The 22836-nt window shown below is 35.8% G+C and carries 16 protein-coding genes; 12 read left to right on the forward strand and 4 right to left on the reverse strand.

The annotated features are described in order from the left end of the window. Positions 1-395: 395 nt before the first annotated feature. The 4 genes from ACNQGD_RS07645 to ACNQGD_RS07660 form a co-directional block, all read right to left on the reverse strand. Positions 396-1829, reverse strand: a complete 1434-nt coding sequence (locus ACNQGD_RS07645; RefSeq protein ID WP_417998877.1) for a TolC family protein — start codon at positions 1827-1829, stop codon at positions 396-398. After that, on the reverse strand, positions 1822-4989 hold the full coding sequence (locus tag ACNQGD_RS07650; RefSeq protein WP_417998878.1) for an efflux RND transporter permease subunit: 3168 nt from the start codon (positions 4987-4989) through the stop codon (positions 1822-1824). Before ACNQGD_RS07650 ends, ACNQGD_RS07645 begins: the two co-directional genes overlap by 8 nt. 43 nt (positions 4990-5032) lie before the next feature. Continuing rightward, a complete protein-coding gene (locus tag ACNQGD_RS07655) occupies positions 5033-6115 on the reverse strand; it encodes an efflux RND transporter periplasmic adaptor subunit (RefSeq protein ID WP_417998879.1) in 1083 nt (360 codons plus the stop codon). A 976-nt stretch (positions 6116-7091) separates the two neighbouring features. Continuing rightward, complete coding sequence (locus ACNQGD_RS07660) at positions 7092-8354, reverse strand: YeiH family protein (protein WP_417998880.1); 1263 nt, start codon at positions 8352-8354, stop codon at positions 7092-7094. A gap of 644 nt (positions 8355-8998) precedes the next feature. Between ACNQGD_RS07660 and ACNQGD_RS07665 the strand changes: the two genes are divergently transcribed. The 12 genes from ACNQGD_RS07665 (at position 8999) to moaA (ending at position 22814) form a co-directional block, all read left to right on the forward strand. Continuing rightward, complete coding sequence (locus tag ACNQGD_RS07665; protein ID WP_417993602.1) at positions 8999-9298, forward strand: ArsR/SmtB family transcription factor; 300 nt, start codon at positions 8999-9001, stop codon at positions 9296-9298. A 6-nt stretch (positions 9299-9304) separates the two neighbouring features. Continuing rightward, positions 9305-10411 (forward strand): NADH:flavin oxidoreductase, encoded by a 1107-nt coding sequence (locus tag ACNQGD_RS07670; RefSeq protein WP_417998881.1) that lies wholly within the window; start codon positions 9305-9307, stop codon positions 10409-10411. A 263-nt stretch (positions 10412-10674) separates the two neighbouring features. Further along, complete coding sequence (locus tag ACNQGD_RS07675) at positions 10675-11574, forward strand: helix-turn-helix domain-containing protein (protein WP_417993600.1); 900 nt, start codon at positions 10675-10677, stop codon at positions 11572-11574. A 265-nt stretch (positions 11575-11839) separates the two neighbouring features. Continuing rightward, on the forward strand, positions 11840-12739 hold the full coding sequence (locus ACNQGD_RS07680; protein WP_417993599.1) for a helix-turn-helix domain-containing protein: 900 nt from the start codon (positions 11840-11842) through the stop codon (positions 12737-12739). Positions 12740-12864: 125 nt separating this feature from the next. After that, complete coding sequence (locus tag ACNQGD_RS07685) at positions 12865-13926, forward strand: NAD(P)-dependent alcohol dehydrogenase (protein WP_417993598.1); 1062 nt, start codon at positions 12865-12867, stop codon at positions 13924-13926. Positions 13927-14522: 596 nt separating this feature from the next. Continuing rightward, positions 14523-14984, forward strand: a complete 462-nt coding sequence (locus ACNQGD_RS07690) for a (2Fe-2S)-binding protein (protein WP_417993597.1) — start codon at positions 14523-14525, stop codon at positions 14982-14984. 35 nt (positions 14985-15019) lie between these two features. Further along, on the forward strand, positions 15020-17170 hold the full coding sequence (locus ACNQGD_RS07695) for a molybdopterin cofactor-binding domain-containing protein (protein WP_417998882.1): 2151 nt from the start codon (positions 15020-15022) through the stop codon (positions 17168-17170). A 19-nt stretch (positions 17171-17189) separates the two neighbouring features. Then, positions 17190-17615: a c-type cytochrome gene (locus tag ACNQGD_RS07700; protein WP_417998883.1), complete on the forward strand. Its 426-nt coding sequence runs from the start codon at positions 17190-17192 to the stop codon at positions 17613-17615. 264 nt (positions 17616-17879) lie between these two features. Further along, the gene (locus ACNQGD_RS07705) at positions 17880-20027 is read left to right on the forward strand and encodes a xanthine dehydrogenase family protein molybdopterin-binding subunit (RefSeq protein ID WP_417998884.1); all 2148 of its coding nucleotides are present in this window, start codon (positions 17880-17882) and stop codon (positions 20025-20027) included. A 30-nt stretch (positions 20028-20057) separates the two neighbouring features. Next, complete coding sequence (locus ACNQGD_RS07710; protein ID WP_417998885.1) at positions 20058-21233, forward strand: XdhC family protein; 1176 nt, start codon at positions 20058-20060, stop codon at positions 21231-21233. Beyond that, positions 21223-21840, forward strand: a complete 618-nt coding sequence (locus tag ACNQGD_RS07715) for a nucleotidyltransferase family protein (RefSeq protein WP_417998886.1) — start codon at positions 21223-21225, stop codon at positions 21838-21840. Before ACNQGD_RS07710 ends, ACNQGD_RS07715 begins: the two co-directional genes overlap by 11 nt. Next, positions 21834-22814, forward strand: a complete 981-nt coding sequence (gene moaA, locus ACNQGD_RS07720) for a GTP 3',8-cyclase MoaA (RefSeq protein ID WP_417993591.1) — start codon at positions 21834-21836, stop codon at positions 22812-22814. Before ACNQGD_RS07715 ends, moaA begins: the two co-directional genes overlap by 7 nt. The last annotated feature ends 22 nt before the right edge of the window (positions 22815-22836 follow it).

Here is a 22836-nt window from a genome sequence, read left to right on the forward strand (position 1 = left end):
TACATTATAAATATTTACCTGACTAATAAAGAAACCTTCCTTAGGACTAATTCGGTCTGTTTCTGATTTAAAAAAAGTATTTAATATCATGATAATGATAAAAATACTTGATGAAAAATGGCTGGAAATTAAATACAAAGAGCACCATCAACAAATATTTTTCAGATAACAAAGAGTTAACATTTGTATAATACAAACCCTCGTTTTATAATGGAATAACTTCTTTATTTACTGTTAAACGTTACCAATAATCTAAAGGATTAGATTTTACAACCGAGAAAAAATAATCAAATTGACCAGCACTTTTCATTGGAAATTGAATATCCAATTTTAGGACGATACACCAAACAAAAAAGCCAGTCAAAACGGACTGGCTTTTCTGCTACGGTATTTTTTTATTTCCAACCACCTCCTAAATCCCTGTAAACATGGACTACAGCATTAAGCTGCTCTTTTTTGGTTTCTATAAGTTCAAGTTTAGATTCCAGTGCATCGCGTTGGGTCATCAGCACCTCAAAATAATCAGCTCTGGCCGATTTAAACAAATCACCTGCGATATCAATCGATTGATTCAGAGCATCAACTTGTTGCGATTTCAGGTCGTAACTTTTCTCTAGATTGTTAATTCTGGAAAGCTGATTAGACACTTCCAGATATGCATTTAAAAGTGTGCGCTGATAATTATACATCGCCTGAAGTTGGCGCGAATTGGCGTTATTAAACTCGGCTTTAATCGCATTCCGGTTGATCAACGGCCCTGCTATATCTCCCGCCAGTGAATAAAGTATTGACTCTGGAAACTTAAAAAAATAAGAAGGTTTAAACGCCTGTAATCCTAATGCTACCGAAATATCAAGTGAAGGATAAAATTCTGCCCGAGCCACTTTGACATCCAGTTTTGCAGCAACCAATTCTAATTCCGCTTGTTTAATATCCGGACGATTCGCTAATAATTGCGATGGAACTCCTGAATTAATTCCCGAAGACTTTACACTTAAAAAATCACTTTTATCTCTGGTTATTTCTTGTGGATAACGCCCCAGCAAAAAGTTGATCCTGTTCTCCGTTTCGTTTATCTTCTGAAGGATTTCAAACTCCATACTTTTCGAAGTCAACACTTCGGCCTTGAATTTTTGAACGGCCAATTCAGTGGTTCTGGCGGCTTGTTTCTGAATTCTAACAATTTCCAAAGCATTGTTTTGCAAATTGATATTCTGTTTTACAATTCCCAACTGGCTATCCAGTGCTCGCAATTCGTAATACGAATCAGCAACCTCTGATATCAGGTTCGTTATCACAAAATTTTTCCCTTCCACGGTAGACAAATACCTGTTTACGGCAGCTTTCTTGGAATTGCGCAGTTTCTTCCAGATGTCTACCTCCCAGTGTGCGTAGGCGGCCACAGTATAATCCTTCAACGGATCTGGTACTTCGATACCCGGAGCAATTTCTGTAGAAGCGTCTCCAGCTCCTTGGCTGGTATACCTTCCTACCTTTTCAACACCTGTACCAGACCGAATACCAACAGCTGGCAACAGCGCTCCTTTTTTGATTCGAATATCATTCCTTGCAATTTCAATTTCCTGCAAAGTGATCCTCAATTGCTGATTATTCTTTAAAGCAGTATCGATCAAATTTATCAGATACTTGTCCTTGAAAAAATTCTCCCACTGAATGGTTGCCATATTAGTGGTATCCCGAGTACTTCCGAAAGATTCCGGAACATTCCCATTGGCTTGAGAAGTCGCAATTGCAGGAGCCTTACAATTTACCAGTGTCAAACAAATACCTGCCACAACGAGGTATCGATATAGTTTACATTTATACATTATGATCAATTTCTTCGGTTAATGGATTTTCTTTTTCGTTTTTTACCAACTTATATTTTTCTGAGATTCTACCAAATATATAATACAACCCTGGAATAACAAATACGCCACAAATGGTTCCGATAAACATCCCTCCTGCAGCGGCTGTACCAATGGTTCTGTTTCCTATTTTGCCTGGACCCGATGCAAAAACTAACGGGATTAAACCCGCAATAAAGGCAAATGAAGTCATTAATATAGGACGAAATCTGGCTTTAGAACCTTCCATAGCTGCCTCCAGTACCGATTTTCCGGCTGCATGCCGCTGTATGGCAAATTCCACAATCAGAACTGCATTTTTACCTAACAACCCAATAAGCATCACCATGGCAACCTGAGCATATATATTATTTTCCAATCCTGTAATTTTCAGCAAAAGGAATGCGCCAAATATACCCGCAGGTAGCGAAAGCACTACTGCCAATGGCAAAATAAAACTTTCGTATTGTGCTGCTAACACCAGATACACAAATCCCAAACAAATTAGGAAGATATAGATTGCTTGATTTCCTTGTGCCACCTCATCAGCAGAAATACCCGCCCAATCAATGCCAAAGCCTCGAGGCAGTTTTTTCTCAGCTACTTCCTGAATAGCTTTAATGGCTGAACCACTGCTGTATCCAGCGGCTGCAGAGCCACTAATTTCAGCAGAATTATACATATTATGCCTTGTAATTTCCGAAAGTCCATAAACTTTTTCCATCTTCATAAAAGCAGAAAAAGGCACCATTTCATCCCGATCATTTTTTACATAGAGTTTTAATATATCTTCCGGCAAAGCCCTGTATTGTGGTGCAGCCTGAACAATAACCTTGTAATTAAATCCATATTTAATAAAGCTAATTTCATAATTACTGCCCACAAGAGTAGACAGCGTATTCATGGCATTATCAATTGAAACACCCTTTTGCTGAGCCAAATCATTGTCGACTTTCAACATAAACTGTGGAAAACTAGCACTATAAAAACTAAATACCGATGCTAATTCCGGGCGTTTGTTCAGTTCTTTTACAAAATCATTATTAACCCTTTCCATTTTTTTATAATCCCCTGAACCCGCTTTATCCAGTAAACGTAGTTCAAACCCACCAGCAGCTCCATATCCTGGCACTGCAGGCGGCTGAAAAAATTCGATATTAGCACCCGGAATGTCTTTAGACTTCTCCTCAAGCTCTTGCATAACCTCTTGTACAGAATGTTTTCTTTCGCTCCAGTCTTTAAGATTTATCAAGCAAGTCCCAGCGTTAGCACCAGTACCTTCTGTAAGGATTTCATAACCCGCCAGAGCCGAAACTGATTGGACACCATCAACCTCTTCTGCAATTTTCTGTAGTCTTTCAGCAATATTATTTGTTCTTTCTAAAGAGGAACCGGGTGGCGTTTGGATAATTGCATAAAACATCCCCTGATCTTCATTAGGAATAAATCCAGAAGGCACAGTACTACTGATTAGCCACGTTCCAGCACAAAATACCAGAAGCGCAATAAAAGTGATTGACCTTCTGCTGATGATACGTCCCAATACGTTTTGGTACTTCTCTGAAATAATACCGAACTTATTATTAAAACCATCCAATACCCTATTTATAGGTGTTTTCTTTTTTGGCTTTCCGTGATTATTTTTTAACATCATGGCACACAAAGCTGGAGTAAGCGTTAATGCCACAACACCAGACAAAATAATCGCCGTTGCCATAGTGATCGAGAACTGACGGTAGAAAATCCCTACTGGACCGGACATAAAAGCAACCGGAACAAACACAGCCGCCATCAAAAAGGTAATCGCAATAATAGCCCCGGCAATTTCATGCATGGCTTTTTTAGTTGCCTTTAAAGGCGAAAGGTGTTCTTCTTCCATCTTGGCGTGTACGGCTTCAATGACGACAATGGCATCATCAACCACAACACCGATGGCCAATACCAATGCGAATAGCGTAATTAGGTTTAGTGTAATCCCAAAGAACTGCATAAACATAAATGTCCCTATCAGCGATACTGGAACTGCAATTGCCGGTATGATAGTTGATCTCCAGTCTCCCAAGAAAAGAAACACGACCAAACCAACCAAAATAAAGGCTTCTACCAAAGTGTGAATTACTTTTTCGATAGAGGCATCCAGAAATTTAGAAACGTCATAACTGATTTCGTAGTCCATCCCTTTAGGGAAAGAACTTTTCTTGATTTCTGCTAATTTTGCCTTTACATCCTTGATAACCTGACTTGCATTACTACCGTAGGATTGTTTTAATACAATTGCTGCAGAAGGCTTCCCATTTAAATTTGAATAAATATCATACATCGAGCTTCCTAACTCAATAGTGGCAATATCTTTTAGGCGTAAAATTTCACCAACTGCACTAGCTCTTAAAACTACATTACCATACTGCTCTTTTGTGGTAAATCGTCCGGAATATTTCAACACATATTCAAAAGACTGCGACCGTTTACCTGAACTTTCACCTGTTTTACCTGGCGATGCTTCTAAACTTTGACTAGCCAAAGCTTCCATAACTTCATCGGCAGATATTTTATAGGCTAACATGCGATCCGGTTTTAGCCAGATTCTCATCGCGTACTCACGTGTACCGAGAATATCAGCATATCCAACCCCATTTACCCTTTTTAACTCTGACAGAATATTAATATCCGCAAAATTGTATAAGAATTTTTGGTCTGTTTTTGGGTCCTTACTAAAAAGATTTACATACATAAGCATGCTGGATTCTTCTCTGGTAATTTTCACCCCCTCTCTTACCACAAGTGGCGGTAACTTGTTAATTACTGAGGCCACACGGTTTTGGACGTTTATCGCAGCCTGATTAGGATCCGTTCCAAGATTAAATATTACTTGTATACTGGCTTCACCGTCATTACCGGCATCGGAGGTCATGTATTTCATTCCAGGAACACCATTTAGGGCTCTTTCTAAGGGAATAATTACCGATTTAATCATAAGTTCTCCATTGGAACCGGGATAATCTGCTGTCACATTTACCTTTGGAGGAGAAATAGATGGAAATTGAGTCACCGGCAGATTTGTAATGGCCAGGGCTCCCAGAAAGACTATTATCAGCGATATTACTATCGACAACACAGGTCTTTGAATAAATTTATTAAACATTTATTTATTTTTTAATGGTTAAACCAAATTGAAAATTAGGAACCTATTCTGCTTTTAATTGTAAATGGGCAATAACCTCTTTAGGTGATTGGTATTCATATTGGATTTTTTCATCCTCTTTTACTTTCTGAATACCATCCAACAAGATTTTGTCATTCTCAGTAATACCGCTGCCTACAACATACAAATCTGATATTTCACTACTGATGGTAATCTCTCTGGCTTTAACAACATTTTTTTTATCAATCACAAAAACATATTTTTTATCTTGAATTTCATACGTTGCTTTCTGCGGAATTACAATTGCATTTCGAAGCGGAACAAGCATCTGAACCTCTCCCGTTTCACCGTTTCTTAACAGCTTATCCGAGTTTGGAAATTTGGCCCTGAACGCTATATTCCCTGTCTCATTATTGAATTCCCCTTCAATAATCTCAACTTTTCCTTTGTATTTAAAAGGCTCATTATTTGCTAAAATCAAGACTACATCCGTTACTGCTCTATTCTTCACATTAGTCTGATAATCAATATATTCTGGTTCGGAAACATTAAAATAAGCAAACATCTGACTGTTATCTGAAAGGCTGGTCAGCAATTCGCCTTCTTCAATAAGACTTCCTATTTTCAGGGGAATGCGGTCAATAGTTCCGTCAAATGGGGCTCTGATTTCAGTAAATGACAAATGGAGTTTTGCTAACGATACCACGGCCCTGGCCTGGTCTAGCTTAGCTTGTGCCATAGCCTGCTCATTTTTTGAAACCACATTTTTATCGGCTAAGGTTTTGGCATTCTGTAATTCAATTAATGCTGCTTTTTCTTCTGCTTTTGCTTTAAGCAATTCAGCCTCATACATTTTTGGCATGATTTTAAACAACAGTTGGCCAGCTTTAACAAACTGTCCCTCATCTACATAGATATTTTGTAAGAATCCTTTTTCTTGTGCCCGGATTTCAATGTTTCGAACAGATTTTATCTGTGAAACATATTCCTTAGTAAAGGAAGTATCAATTTTTATTGGATTGGTAACCGTAAATTTATCGGCTTCTTCTTTTTCTTCTTTTTTAGATGTACAGCTTGTAAGGCACAACAAGGCAATTAAGCCCGTGAAAACGAGTATTTTATTCATGATGTAAAAATGGAAATTAAGCGATTTAATACTTGGAATTAAGAATTCCTTCGGACGTAAAAGTCATCAGTTTCCGGAAAGGATCACAACTATATTATAAACACAAAACACAAGGGTATTATGCATTCATAATGTAGGCAGCATCAAAAATTTGGCAACTGATTGCGGTAAGAATCAAATTCTTAAAACTCGTTGTGTAATATAAATAGGGTTTGACTGGCCACAGGATGGCGCGAAGATTTTAAAATTCTTGTAATAATAGTTTAAAACAGACTGGCACGAAAATGTCAGATACCAACCTTTTGATACCTCGAATTTTTTAGTAAAAATTGTTTTTGAATCCCTGTTTTTTAATCGATCTCCATTGGAGCATTCCTCTTCTAGATCAAAGCTCGCTCCAATAATTATAATACTGCCTTGACTGGTTTTTGCAAATTTTACGTGCTCGGTTTTTACAAGATTGGATATTTCAGCCTTGCAAATATTAGTGTCATGCAAAGCTGCATGCATATAATTTACTCCGCCGAGCAGGAGGAAAAACAGGTATAGAAAAAATACAGTTACTCTCATTTGGAGGCCAAAAGTAATGAAAGTAATGAAAGAAAAAAAAAATTTAAATTATGTTTAACAAGTAAAAGCAAACGAAAACGATTGCATTGCTTTGACAAAAAAAATAATTGCAAAAGAGTTGACATAATTTCAACGTATTAAATATATAAGGCACAGCGAACCGCATTTCTTTGTTTTTAAAATAGTTTACACAAATCATTTATAAAGAACACATTTTCTTTAGATTAGCTGTAAAATAGTTTAAACTTGTTTTTACAGTTTCTTATTATGAAGATACTTTTGATGGAATAGATTTACTGCTTACACCAGTTTCCTGCAAAGCATTTAATTTCATACAGACAAAATATTGGGAACAGTGTACAAACTGTAAAATGGATTTTTTATATCATCAATACTCATCAAAGTATTATTTACCAAACAAAATAAAGGCAATAAGAAGTGTAATAATAATGTTGAACACCTGTGCAATTAGGAAAGCATAAAGCGGTTTTTTGCTGTTTTTACTGAATAAATCTTTAAAATTAGTTTCTAAACCAATACTGGTAAACGCTAAAGCAAACCAAATCCCTTGTAAATTCTTTAATCCTTCTTTGACTTCATCGCGAACATCAGATGTAAGTAAAAAAGAAAAAAGTAATGAAGCGGCAATAAAGCCTATGACAAATTTTGGAAAACGTTCCCAAATCACTTTTAAAGTAGGTTTAGACACAGTAGTTCCATCAGATGTATTTTGCCTGTACGTCCAATAAACCGAAATAGCAAAAGCGGCTAAACCCAGTAATACATTCTGAGAAAATTTAACAATAGTACTAATTTTCAAAGCCGTTTCTCCCACCAATGAACCTGAAGCTACAACAGCTCCCGAGGTATCAATACTACCTCCTAGCCATGCCCCGGTAACTTCTTCGGGAAAATTAAAATATTTGGCAATAATGGGCATAAAAATCATCATTGGTATCGCTGTTACCAAGACCATTGAGATAACATACGAAAGTTTTTTTGAGTCTCCCTTAATGGCACCTGAGGTGGCAATAGCTGCCGAAACTCCACAAATGGAAACCGCACTGGATATCATCATGGTCAACTCGTCATCTACTTTTAGTTTTTTACACAACCAAAAAGCAAAATACCAAACCGATAATACTACTATCAAAGCTTGTATAAGCCCCAAAGAACCAGCTTTAAGAATATCTGAAAATATGACACTAGTTCCTAATAATACCAATCCAATTTTTACAAAAATTTCTGTAGAAAGGGCTGTGCGAAACCATTCTGGAAGTGGAAAAAAATTACCTATAGACAAACCGATAATCAAACTAAAAATCACAGCTTCTAAATTGAGTGCTTTTATTTGACTGTTTCCTGCAATAATCAATGCAATGACAGTTAATAAATAAACAGCAGGGAAACCCATCAAGAAATTTTTTACTGACTTTCCAGTCAAAAAAGCCCCAATACTCCCAATGGAAATAAGATAAATAAATTGCAATAGGATGATTTGTAAGTTCCCAAAATCGAAGACATCATTCCGTAAACCCGATGCATTTGTCCACTTGAATACAGGAACTGAAGGGAGGAAAATAAAAAGGGATAACCCAATAATTAGGAAACCTAAAAGTACTACTGTCCAATCTTCATGAATTATAAATTGTTTTTTTTTTTGTGACATTCTGATAAATAGTTATTGTTTTTTGTGTCAAAATACAAATTATTTATTTGTAGATACCTAAACAACGTTAATTTTTGTTGACCACTCAGGGAACTACCTCATTTTCAGATATAATTGCGCTAAACTTTATAACTATAGTCGCAAAAGAGTTTTTCCTTCAGAAGATCCTGTAGCACTATCAATAAAACCGTTGAATATTGTACACCTGACAAATCAATACAATGTCCTGTTACTTTATCAATTTTCCAACTTTAATCTTACATGAATACCATGCTATCAAAGGGAAACTGAATCCATTTCCCAATATATTATTTCATACCTGCGCAATTGCATGTTCGATAAATAATCCCCATTTAAATTTTCAAAAATCATCTTTCATCATAGGTTTGATATTACTACAAGATAAAATTTTCTGTTTTATACAGCACTTTATAAATTCATTTTTTAATTCAAACCAAAAGCCTATAAACAATAGCGTTAACAAGCTTTTTTATTTGCATTATGCTACAAAATTAAAAAAAACAGGAAAAATTTTTCTTGTAAAAATAATTGGCAGACAAAAAATCCACGATCCTATTTCTTAAATATTACTTAAAATTTTTTTAATAAATTGATATATCGGGAAAAGTCGATATATTTGCACTATGGATCACATAGAAATATTTAAGGCACTATCAAACAAGTCGAGATTACAAATGCTCGAATGGTTAAAAGATCCTGAAATAAACTTCCCGGAACAATTGTCTGTCGGTTTTGAACACGGTGTTTGCGTAGGACAAATACAGGCCAAAGCAGGACTAACCCAATCAACGGTTTCAGAATATTTATCAATTTTACAACGCGCTGGATTTATAGAATCTACTCGTGTTGGACAATGGACCTATTACAAACGCAACGAAAAAGCATTTACAGCACTGAGTAAAATAATTGAATCTAATCTATAAAACAATATGAATACAAATAGCTTATTTACGCCCTTCAAATTGAAGACGCTAAATCTTAAAAATAGAATTGTAATGGCGCCGATGACGCGTTCTTTTTCTCCAAATGGAGTACCAACAGATGCCGTAGCTGCTTATTATCAAAAAAGAGCTGAAGGCGAAGTAGGTTTAATATTATCTGAAGGAACTGTTATTAATAGACCTTCTTCCTCCAATGATGCGAATGTACCTCACTTTTATGGTGACCAATCTTTGGCGGGATGGAAACAAGTGATTGAGGGCGTACACTCCGCTGGTGGCCAAATGGGACCACAAATATGGCACATGGGTATTATGGACAACCATCATTCCGGTTGGGTTCCACCAGTTCCATTTGAAGGACCATCAGGATTAAACAGACCGGGTTTTAGCAACGGTACTACGATGACAACAAATGATATCGAAAATACTATTATAGCTTTTGGAAAAGCTGCGGCTGATGCCAAAAGATTAGGTTTTGATTGTATTGAAATTCATGGCGCTCACGATTATCTGATTGATCAATTTTTCTGGGATGCCACAAATTTACGTACTGATAATTATGGTGGTAAAACCTTAGCAGAGCGTACTCGTTTTGCCGTAGCTGTAATTAAAGAAGTTAGAAAACAAGTAGGTGAAGATTTTGCCATAATCATGAGACTTTCTCAGTTCAAACCATCTGATTATAACTTCAAATTAGCAAAGACACCTCAAGAAATGGAAGCTTGGCTTAGCCCTTTAATTGATGCTGGTGTCGATGTTTTACATTGTTCACAACGCCGTTTTTGGGAACCAGAATTTGAAGACAATGACCTTAATTTTGCAGGTTGGGCAAAAAAAATAACTGGAAAACCAACTATTACAGTAGGCTCCATTGGACTTTCAGGAGATTTCTTCGGGGCATTTGCAGGCGAAAGTTCACAGCCAACACCTTTAGATGAATTAACAAGACGTTTAGACAGAGGTGATTTTGACCTTATAGCGGTAGGAAGACCACTTTTATCTGACCCGAATTGGGTTACAAAAATTAAAGCGGGAAAAAACGATCTACTAAAAGGTTTTAGCAAAGAAGCTTTGAATGAATTAGTTTTAGAATAAATTTACGATCCAAAATAATATTTATAAGAAAGTCTTCCAGTGATTTCAATAATCAAATAAATGTCTTCATTGGGTTCTAAATGACTAATTTCTGTAAATAAACACACACCATTTTACCAATTAATATAATGACAATAACTGAAAGAGAGAAATTTTAATAATTTCTCTCTTTTTTTATGCTTTACAAACTATTTAACAAGTACCCTAGCTTATTCTCTTTTAAACGTAGTGTTTTTTATATTTGAAATTCGTAATTTTATAAAATGAACAAAGTAGAAACAATTGAGGCCTTTTATCATCGAAATTATACCTTCATGCCTGACAACCTACACAAAGAAATCGGGCATTTTAATGTGTTCAAACTAGAACCTTTTACTGGTAATAGTACTAAACCAGTTCCTTATAAAAAAAGAGATTATTTCAAAATAACTTTATTAGTAGGCAAAAGTACTATTCAATATGCCGATAAAGCGATACAAATACAAAAACAGGCAGTAGTATTTTCTAATCCTCAAATTCCATATAGTTGGGAACATACGGATAAAATTCATCATGGATACTTTTGCATTTTTGATCAGGCTTTCTTCCATCAATATGGAAACCTCAACCAATATTCCCTTTTTCAACCGGACGGCAACCACGTTTTTGAAATCACTGATGAGCAATTAAAACTTTTAAGTGCAATCTATAAACGTATGTTTGAGGAAATCAATTCTGATTACATCCACAAACACGATGTCCTTAGAACCATTATTTTTGAAATCGTACACTTTGCTTTGAAAATGGCTCCTTCGGATAATGTAACTAAGCATCCGATTAATGCTGCCCAACGCATTTCTACCTTATTTTTAAAATTATTAGAACGTCAATTTCCTATTGATGATACACATCAAATATTAAGTTTCCGCTCTGCTTCTGATTATGCCGAAAAATTAAACATCCATGTCAATCATCTGAACAGGGCCATAAAAGAATCTACTGATAAAACGACTTCTCAAATTATTGCGGAACGTGTCGTGCAGGAAGCCAAGATTCTTTTAAAACAAACTGTTTGGTCAGTATCCGAAATTGCTTACGCTTTAGGTTTTACTGAAGTAACTCATTTTAATAATTTTTTCAAAAAACACGTCCAACTGAGTCCTATGAAGTTTAGAAATGTTTGATTTTCGTAACTTATAGTTTCTTTTTCGTTATTCTATTACCCTGTCCCACTCTATTTTTGTATTCTAAGTATCTACTTGAAATTGTAAGGATATGGAGTTGGCAGCAGTTTACAAACGATAAAAGAACTTTGTCCTAATAGTATAATACTCGATCGTTTTGTAATGGAGGGCGGAAAAGAAAAAGAGGGAAAACTTTTAACGATTCACATAAAAAAAGAAATGAAGCCGAAACTGGAGTAAAGAAATGGTTAGAGAAACTAAAAAAATGAACAACGTAGAAACCATAGCTGATTTTTATACTCAAAAATACGATTGGATGCCCGAAAATATCCTTAACGAAACAGGACATTTTAATGTATTCAAACTGGAGAATTACATAGGAAAACAAGCAAAACCAGTACCTTATAAACGTAGGGATTATTTTAAAATAACGTTGCTTATTGGCGAAAGCAAAATAGAATATGCCGATAAAGTAATCGAATTGACAAAACAAGCATTGGTATTTTCTAATCCTCAGATTCCATACAAATGGGAACACACTGACGGAATCCGGAGTGGCTTTTTTTGTGTATTTGACCAAGCCTTTTTTCATCAATATGGAAACCTGAACCAGTATTCTATTTTTCAACCTGAAGGCAATCACGTTTTTGAACTAAACGATGAACAAGTAAAACTATTGAATGACGTATACCTGCGGATGTTTGATGAAATCGATTCTGATTATATTCATAAATATGATGTCCTTCGAACGGTAGTAAGTGAGATTATTCATTTTGCAATGAAAATTCAACCTGTTTCACCGATGAACAAACAGCCGTTCAATGCTTCGCAAAGGATTTTAGCGCTGTTTTTAGAACTATTGGAAAGGCAGTTTCCTATTGACGATGCCCATCAAAGTGTAAACCTGAAATCGGCTTCTGATTTTGCCGAAAAATTGAATGTACACGTGAATCATTTAAATCGTGCCATCAAAAAAACTACCGATAAAACTACGTCAAAAATTATTGCTGAACGGGTATTGCAGGAAGCAAAAACACTTTTGAAACAAACCTCGTGGTCGGTATCCGAAGTTGCTTTTGCATTGGGTTTTAATGAATTAACCCACTTTAATAATTTCTTTAAAAAACACGTTCAAATAAGTCCCGTCAAATATAGGAATGTTTAATTTTCATACAAACAATATATTTTTTATTACACTAATAATCAAACTATTTACTAAATTTATTTTTTATAAACTAACCGAACAAACTATAACCTATAAACACTTTTTTTTAATAAAACACTTTAAAAATGAACGCAACAACAAATGTGAAAGCTTACGGTACAGTAGCTGCCGATGCTCCTTTAAAACAAATGGATATTCCACGCAGAAATGCTACTGCAAAAGACATTGAAATCGAAATTTTGTTTTGTGGTGTTTGTCACTCGGACTTACACACGGCAAAAAATGATTGGAAAAACACCATTTATCCTGCAATTCCCGGACATGAAATTGTTGGAAAAGTGATCAAAGTAGGAAATGAAGTTACTAAACTAAAAGTAGGCGATTTTGCTGCTGTAGGTTGTTTAGTAGATTCTTGTAAGACCTGCGATAATTGCAAGCAAGATTTGGAACAATACTGCTCTAACGGTTGGGTTGGTACCTATAATGGAGAAGACAAGCATTTAGGCGGAATGACTTTTGGGGGTTATTCTGAAAAAATTGTGGTTGACGAAGCCTACGTTTTGAAAGTACCTGCTAATCTTGATTTGGCTGCTACAGCTCCTTTATTATGTGCTGGAATAACCACTTGGTCACCACTTCGCCATTGGAAAGTTGGAAAAGGCAGTAAAGTTGCCGTTGTAGGTTTAGGAGGACTAGGACACATGGCCATAAAACTAGCCAAAGGTTTGGGTGCCGAAGTAACACTTTTCTCCAGAACACCAGACAAAGAAAAAGACGCATTAGAATTAGGCGCAGATGCTGTTGTTATTTCAACTGATGAAAATCACATGAATTCAGTAAATGGGAAATTCGATTTAATCATTGATACCGTTCCTTATGTTCATGATGTAAATCCGTATGTAGGAACTTTAAACACTAATGGAACTTTGGTTTTAGTAGGTTATTTGGGTGGTTTGGAACCAATTTTGAATACTGTTCCAATGATTATGGGAAGAAAATCCGTAGCCGGTTCTTTAATTGGCGGAATTGCAGAAACTCAGGAAATGCTTGATTTTTGTGGGGAACATAATATTGTATCCGAAATCGAAATAATCAAAATCCAGGATATCAATGAAGCCTACGAAAGAATGCTAAAAAGCGATGTTCGCTATCGTTTTGTAATTGATATGGCTTCGCTAAAAAGCTAAAATAAAATACTTTTAGCAATATGCTACAGTAAGAATTGTAAGAAGAACGATGGTACTAATTAGTATTATCGTTCTTTTTTATTTTAAAAATAATACGCCTGTCCATTAAACGGATCCTGATTATTTTTTTTCTATAATCGACAAAGAGATTAAGAGATTTAAAAGTCAATATTATCAAAAAAATCTAAAAAAAATACTGAATGTCGCGAATGCCGCTTAATATCTTTATTTTTTTGTTTAAAAAAAAGCTAAACCTCATTGTTAAAACAGAACAAAGCCAGCATCTCTTAACCTCACTGTTTAAAAATCATACTGTTTTCTTTATTAAATTAAATATTTAGAAGTCGTTACAAAGTGGTTCTCTGAGTTTTTAATTAAGAGATTGAACTATTTTTTTGGTATAAGTAACGGACAGTAATAAAAATAATATAAAAACATATCTTTTTATTTGGTTTAAAACCAACGTTTTTTCAAATTTTGAATTGTTTGATTTTAGTAATATATTGTTTGAATTGTATAAATTTTAAATTATTAAATTCATTAACTTGCAATAACAGAAGCGTTGATTTTCATTTACTTAAAAAAAATAATATTATATGGCATTAATTAATCTTAAAATCAATAGTAAGGAGTATTCAATAGATGTAGACCCTCAAATGCCACTTCTTTGGGCAATCAGAGATTTTGTTGGCTTAAAAGGGACGAAATACGGTTGTGGTATAGCGCAATGTGGTGCCTGCACGGTTCATTTAAACGGTCAGCCAGTTCGCTCCTGCTCCCTGCCTGTTGCAGCGGTTGCAAATAAAAACATAACGACCATAGAAGGATTATCAGAAGACAATTCGCATCCGGTTCAAAAAGCTTGGATAGAAGAACAAGTCCCTCAATGTGGGTATTGTCAATCGGGTCAAATCATGGCTGCCGTAGCATTATTATCCAAAAATGCTTCTCCTAATGATGCCGATATTGATGCCGCAATGCAAGGGCATATTTGTAGATGTGGAACGTATCCGCGCATCAAACGCGCTATCAAGAAAGCATCCGAAAACAAGCCATAAAAAGAGTGCTAAAATAACCTATTCTTATATTTTATATGGACATAGATACTATATCAAGAAGAAAATTCTTAAAACTATCTGGTTTAACAGGAGTTGCTCTTACTTTAGGGTATTATTTGCCTGTGGATGCCAAAGAACCTAAATTAATCACTGCCTTTGATGCTGAGAATCTTGGAATTGAGCTTAATTCATGGATATTTATTGATGTTTCAGGTAAAGTAACACTCTATAGCCATAAAGCCGAAATGGGACAAGGAGTCTATCAATCCATTCCTCAAATAATCGCCGAAGAACTTCATGTTGATCTTGATAAAGTAAATATAGTTTTCGCTCCAGGCAATAATGTGAAGTATGGAAGTCAGATTACAGGAGGTAGTTCTAGTATTAGAGGATCCTATAAGAACCTTTTGAATCTTAGTGCCACTGCTCGAGTAATGTTAATAAAAGCAGCCAGTAATAAATGGAATGTTTCTGAATTGGAATGTTATGCTGAAGATGGTCGTGTAATTCACAAACCAAGTGGTAAAAAATTACATTATGGTGAATTAGTCTTGGAAGCATCAAAACTTGATATTCCGAAAAATGTTGTTTTAAAGAACAAATCCGAATATAAATTAATTAGAAAACCACTTCAAAGACAAGATACGCCTTTGAAAACAAATGGCACAGCCGTTTTTGGCATCGATAAAATGATTCCGGGAATGCTATATGCCATGGTGGAACGAAATCCCAGACTTCGTGGAAAGGTAAAGAGTTTTGACGCTACTGAAACGCTTAAAATTCCGGGAGTAAAACAGGTTTTTGTAGTTCGCATGGGCGTTTTTAATACGTTCAGAGAAGGTGTAGCGGTTGTGGCTGATTCTGTTTGGGCTGCTATGAAAGGGAAAAAAGCCTTAAAAGTGGACTGGGACGATACCGGATTTGAGCATTTGAATACAGAGGATATTTATCGTCGGATGGAAGAAGCGCTTGAAAAAGACGAGGGACTTTCTTTTATTTCAAAAGGAGATCCAAACGCCATTATAAAATCTGCAGTAAAGAAAATTGATGTTGTATATACAACACCGTATCAATCGCACAGTTGTATGGAACCACTGAATTGTATTGCACATTATCAAAAAGATAAAATAGAAATATGGGGACCAATACAAGCACCGGAATGGGTTCAAGATTACATCAGTAAAGAGTTAGGAATTGCCAGAGAAAAAGTCATTGTGAATATGACTTTCCTTGGAGGCGGATTTGGTAGAAAAGCCTTTATGGATTACCCTCATGAAGCCACGATGATTTCTAAAGAAATAAATGCGCCGGTTCAGATTATCTGGTCCAGAGAAGACGATGCCACGCAAGGTCCTTATAGACCTGGCATTTCATACCGTTGTCAAGGCGTAGTTGCAAATAGTGAAATAAGTGCTTTCAAAGTATCTATTGCAGGGCAGAACAATAGTCACTGGAGGGGCGGAGCAAAAGATATTCCCAACAGAAGTGCTACGGAAGGGTTTTTAAAACCATACGTAGACAACATCCAGAATTTAAGTATTGTTGATATTCCTTTTGAAACACCAATTCCCACAATGTGGTGGCGTTCCGTATATGCTTCTACCAATGGTTTTGCGTATGAAAGTTTCATGGATGAGTTGGCCGCTGAATCAGCGGAAGACCCAATAACTTTTAGAAGAACCTATCTTAAAGACGAGAGAAGTCGGGAATTACTGGATAAACTGGAAGAGGTTTCCGGATGGAAAAACAGAAGCAAAGGATATGGTGTCGCTGTAACGGAATGTTTTGGCAGTACCGTGGGACAAATTGTGAAAGTTTCCAGAAACGCAGAAAATCAAATTCAAATCGATCAAGTTTGGGCGGTAATTGATTGTGGATGGTATGTAAATCCAGATATAATTAAAGCGCAAGTAGAAGGCAGTATTGTAATGGCATTGGGCGCTGCAACGATTCATGAAATCACCTTCAAAGATGGAAAAACGGTTCAAAATAATTTCAATACGTATAAAATGCCCCGCATATCAGATATTCCACCAATAGAAGTGCACATCATGGAAAATGATGCAGATGCCGGGGGTGTTGGAGAACCTGGATTACCTCCATTTGCTCCAGCTTTAACAAATGCAATATTTGATTTGACAGGAAAGCGTATTAGAAAGCTTCCTTTCGAATTAGCAAAAGTTTAATTTTAAAAAATAATAACAAATGAAAATAATTTTTTCAATAGCAGTCCTTTTCATATTGGCGTTTACGCTGCAATCATTCAATCAGAATTTTGATTTGAAAGCAAGTATTGTTCGCGGTAAAACGATCTATAATACACAATGTGCATCCTGCCACATGGAAGAAGGCAATGGTATAGAAGGTGTTTTTCCAACATTAGTAAAATCGGATTATTTTGCAGATAAAAATCGATTGATAAAAGTTGTCACAACTGGATTACGTGGACCAATAGTAGTTAACAGTGTAAACTATGATGGACAAATGCCCGCTACTGATTTAACTGATGAACAAGTGGCTGATGTTTTAAATTATGTCAGAAATTCATGGGGGAATGAAGCTAAGGCCGTTTTGCCAAGTGAAATACAACAAGCTAAAAAAGCGGTTTCTAAAGATTATCACGCCTATTAGTTTAATATATTTTAAACCGTTGGGTTTAATTTTTTAACCACATAGAAACATAGATTTTAAAATTTTGGAAGGCATTTCACTTTTTTAGAGAAATTCATAGGCTATGTGAACCCTAGAATTGGGCTATCTAGCTCTTTTTTTCTATGTTTCTATGTGGTTCAGTTTTTTTATTTTAACATTAATTGAATTTTTTATTAATTACATCCAACGGGTTATATTTTAATTCGTTGCATAACAGAATTATAAATTCTAAATACTAACTAAATGGTATCAAGACGTCAATTTATTAAAAATACAGGTAAAGTAAGTTTTGCATTGTGGTTAGGAGCTACTTCTAATGGTTTTGCAAACGCAGCTTTTATTACAGATGCTCCCAGTAATTTTACTCCTTTTATAAAGATCGAGAAAAGTGGAAAAATAACAATTTTCAATACTAAACCTGAAATGGGTCAAGGTACTTTTCAATCTGTTCCAGCTCTTATAGCCGAAGAATTAGAAGTTTCGCTTGATGCAATAACCATTGTTCAAACTAGTGGCGAGAAACAATTTGGCGGTGGTCAATCTGCTGGAGGAAGTTCTTCCATCAGAGGAAATTATGATGCGTATAGAAAAATTGGCGCTGCCGCAAAAGAGATGCTGATTAAAGCAGCCAGTATTAAATGGGGAATTGGAATTGAGTCTTGTTATGCCGAAAATGGAAGTGTACATTCCAAGTTATCCAAGGAACATCTTTCTTATGGCGAGTTAATCGAAGAAGCTTCTAAATTAGAAATCCCTAAAGAACCGAAACTTAAAAACAAAAGTGATTTTAAGATCCTCGGAAAATCCATTCAACGACCAGATATACCTTTAAAAGTTTCTGGAAAAGCGGAGTTTGGAATCGATGTAGAATTACCTAACATGGTTTATGCTACAGTAGTTCGTTCCCCTGTAATTGGTGGTACTTTAAAAAGTTTTGACGCTGATGCAACTTTAAAAATTCCCGGAGTCATCAAAGTTGTGGAAGCCAAAAGAACGGTTGGGAAATATCAATATTCCGGAGTGGCAGTTATTGCTAAATCGTACTGGTCTGCCCTTCAAGGCAGGAAAGTATTAAAAGTGGAATGGGATACAAATGGGTATGAAAATTTCAATTTATCCGAGTATGAGGATAAGTTGCGAAACCTTTCTAAAGAAGCCGGTGTAGTGGATAAGAATATAGGAAATGTAGAAAGCGTTAAAACGGAACCTGAAAATTCTGTTGAATCCTTTTACGAAACTCCTATGGTGGCTCACCATACTCTTGAACCGATGAATTGTGTAGCACAGGTAAAGGGTGAAAAGGTAGATATATGGACCTCTACTCAGGTTCCTAGCGCTATTACCGGTTCAGGACCAAATGACCTTCATAGCCAAATTGGCATAAAACCAGAGAATATTACCTTGCATTCCAAATTTATTGGCGGCGGATTTGGAAGAAGATTGTATACGGATTATGTCATTGAAGCCGTAAATATTGCAAAGCAAATAGAGCAACCGGTAAAAGTAATTTGGTCTCGAGAAGATACCACACAACATAGTGCGTTACGCCCTATGACTTTCTCACAGTTGAAAGGTGGTTTCTCAAAAGAAGGGGAATTAATTAGCTTTCAACATAAAGTGATAAGCCCTTCTTATTTTGATTCGGTAGGTTCAAATTTCGATAAAGCAAAAGTCGATGCGATCATGGTGGAAGGAATTGGAGAACAAGCTTATCAAATTCCAAATATTAAAACGTCGTATGTGTATGCTGATTTTCATATTCCTGTGGCTGCATGGAGATCGGTAACCAGTTCAACAGTCGCTTTTGCCCACGAATGTTTTATTGATGAATTAGCGCATAAAGTCAAAAAAGACCCTTTGGAATTTAGATTGCAAATGCTAAACAAAGATTCCGATACCAAAAGAGTTTTATTGAAATTAAAAGAAGTTTCCAGTTGGGACAAACCATTGCCAAAAGGAAAAGGACGAGGTGTTGCGCAATGGGAATTTTTTGCGGGATTGTGTGCCCATGTAGTCGAAATATCTGTTACAAAAGACAATACTATAAAAATTGACAAAGTGTATGCAGTAATTGACTTGGGAGAAGTCGTAAACCCTGATAATGTAAAAAATCAAATCGAAGGATCTATCGTAATGGCTTTGACTGCTGCTATAAAAACAGGAATTACCATTGAGAACGGGAAAATAAAGCAAAGTAATTTTAACGATAATCCAATGATACGAATTCATGAAACACCCGAAATTGAAGTACACATTCTTGCAGATGGCGGAAAAATAAAAGGTGTGGGTGAACCCGGCTTACCTCCTTTTGCACCAGCATTAGCAAATGCAATATTTTCAATTACCGGAAAACGCATAAAAAAGATGCCTTTTGATCTTAAATTATCCTAAATATTTATTTATAATTCCATTAATTTTCACATGAAAGAACTTCAAGAAATTATTAAAAAATATGACGTTGCCAGTCAGAAAAATATAAAATCAGCTCTAGTAACCGTAGTTCATTTAGATGGTTCTTCCTACAGAAGACCCGGAGCAAGAATGTTAGTGAATGACGATGGAAGAATTACCGGTGCCATAAGTGGCGGTTGTTTAGAAGGTGATGCGTTAAAAAAAGCCTTATTTGCTATTTCTGAGCAAAAAAACACACTTTTTACTTATGATACTTCAAAAGAAGATGACTCAGAAATGGGAATTCACTTAGGATGTGAAGGTCTTATACAAGTATTGTTCGAAAGCATCGATTCTGAAAAAGAAGAAAACCCAATACAATTGCTGAGTAAAGCATTAGCCGTTCGTCAAAAAGCGGTTCTGGTTACTTTATTTGATTTGAATAAAAATCAAAATGTTCAGCATGGTACTTGTTTACTTTTAGAAGAAAATGGCACACTTTCCGGTAAAATACCGCTACAACAATTTGAAGATGCGGTTTTAAAAGACACAGCGGATGTCATGCAAAACGGCGAATCCGTTTTCAAACAATATAAATCAGGTGACCTATCAGTAACCGCTTTTTTTGAATTCTTACATCCGCCTGTGTCGCTTGTGGTATTAGGAGCAGGAAACGATGCCATTCCGCTGATGAAGTTTGCAGATGTCTTGGGATGGGATTTTAGAATTGTAGACCGAAGAGATACCCATGCTAACAAAGAAAGATATCCTACAGCTTCACAGATTTTAGTGGCTAATCCAGATGTTGCTTTACAGCATCTTACGTATGATAATCGTACTTTTTTTGTTTTAGTAACGCACAGTTACAAATGTGATTATTATATGTTAAAATCATTATGTGCAGCTGCTGTTCCTTACATAGGTATTTTGGGACCTAAAAAGAAGTTGCATCGCATGCTGGAAGAAATACAACATAATGAAGGCATCCATTTAAATGAGGATAAAGTGGCCACAATTTATGGTCCAACAGGTTTAGATATTGGAGCAGAAACTCCCGAAGAAATTGCACTTAGCATCATAGCGGAAATTCAAGCCGTATTGACTGGAAAAATGGGTGGCATGCTAAAAACGAAAAATGAAGTCATACATTCCAGAGACTCATTAGACATTCAAATAGAAGATATCAAAATTTATAATGCATCATAATATAAAACAATGTGGCATAATTATTTTGGCAGCAGGTTCAAGCAGTCGCATGGGGAAACCCAAACAATTACTCGAATTTGATGGTATGACACTTTTAACACGGGTCTCAAAAATGGCTTGTCAATCAAAATTATATCCTGTAATTGCTGTTCTGGGTGCCAATGCTGATATGATTCAAGCTCATCTCGATGTTCCGGGACTTGATATCGTACTTAATGAAAACTGGAAACAAGGCATGGCCAGCTCTTTAAGAAAAGGGCTTCAGGCCATGAATGAAATGCATCTTCATGTTGATGCTGTAATAATACTCGTTGGGGATCAACCATACATAAACAATCAGCATATAGAACAACTGATTGATGCTCAAAAAAAATACGGATTACCCATTTCTGCCTGTTCCTACGCAGGAATTATGGGAACTCCTGCCCTTTTTTACAAAACGATTTTTCCAGAACTGATGTTGCTTGAAGGAGATATTGGTGCGAAAAAAATCATCGAAAAAAGAAAACAGGATGTAGCTACAGTATTTTTCGATAAAGGAGTTATTGATATTGATACTGAAGAAGATTATGAAAAATTACGCAACGAAAAAAAACAAATATGCTAGTCGATACATTCAATAGAAACCATGATTACCTGCGCATTTCGCTGACCGATAAATGCGATCTTCGTTGTTTTTATTGTATGCCTGACGAAGATTATGAATTTACTCCTAACAGTCATTTGATGCAGGCCGATGAAATAGATGCAATTGTAAAAATATTTGTTGACCAAGGGGTTAAAAAAATACGATTAACAGGCGGAGAACCTTTGGTTAGAAAGGACGCAGCTGCTATCCTACAACGATTATCAAAATTTGACATCAATCTCACCATGACAACTAATGGTACCCGATTGCATCATTTTGTTGAGGTCATTAAAGAATCTGGTATTCGTTCCTTGAATATCAGTTTAGATACGTTGAAAAAGGACCGTTTTAAGGCAATGACGCGACGCGATGTACATGACAGAGTGATGAGTAATATTGAGTTAATGATTTCGATTGGGATTTATGTTAAAGTCAATATAGTTTTGATTAAAGGAACCAATGATGATGAAATCAATGACTTTATTCGTTGGACTAAAGACAAACCGATACAGGTTCGTTTCATTGAATTTATGCCGTTTGACGGGAATCGATGGAATAGCGAAAAAGTGGTGAAATTACAAGAAATCCTTGAAATCGTTTCTAATGAATTCGATTTAATACCATTAGAACGAAAACAACATGAGACTGCCAAGAAATTTATGATTCCGGGGCATAAAGGAACATTTGCTGTTATTAGCACAATGAGTGCACCGTTTTGCGGAGATTGCAATCGAGTGCGTTTGACCGCAGATGGCAAAATGAAAAATTGTCTTTTTTCACAGTCAGAAACAGATTTATTGTTGCCTTTTAGAAACGGAGAAGATATTCTACCTTTAATTCACCAAAATATAAGCACAAAAAAAGAAGCTTTAGGAGGTCAATTCACCACTGCATTAGAAAAAATTAAAACTTCTCAATTACAAAACAGAAGTATGATTAGTATTGGAGGATAATTGATTTTATTTGCATCTTACA

The sequence above is a fragment of the Flavobacterium glucosi genome (assembly GCF_048286535.1).
In the GTDB taxonomy this organism is placed as follows: Bacteria; Bacteroidota; Bacteroidia; order Flavobacteriales; family Flavobacteriaceae; genus Flavobacterium.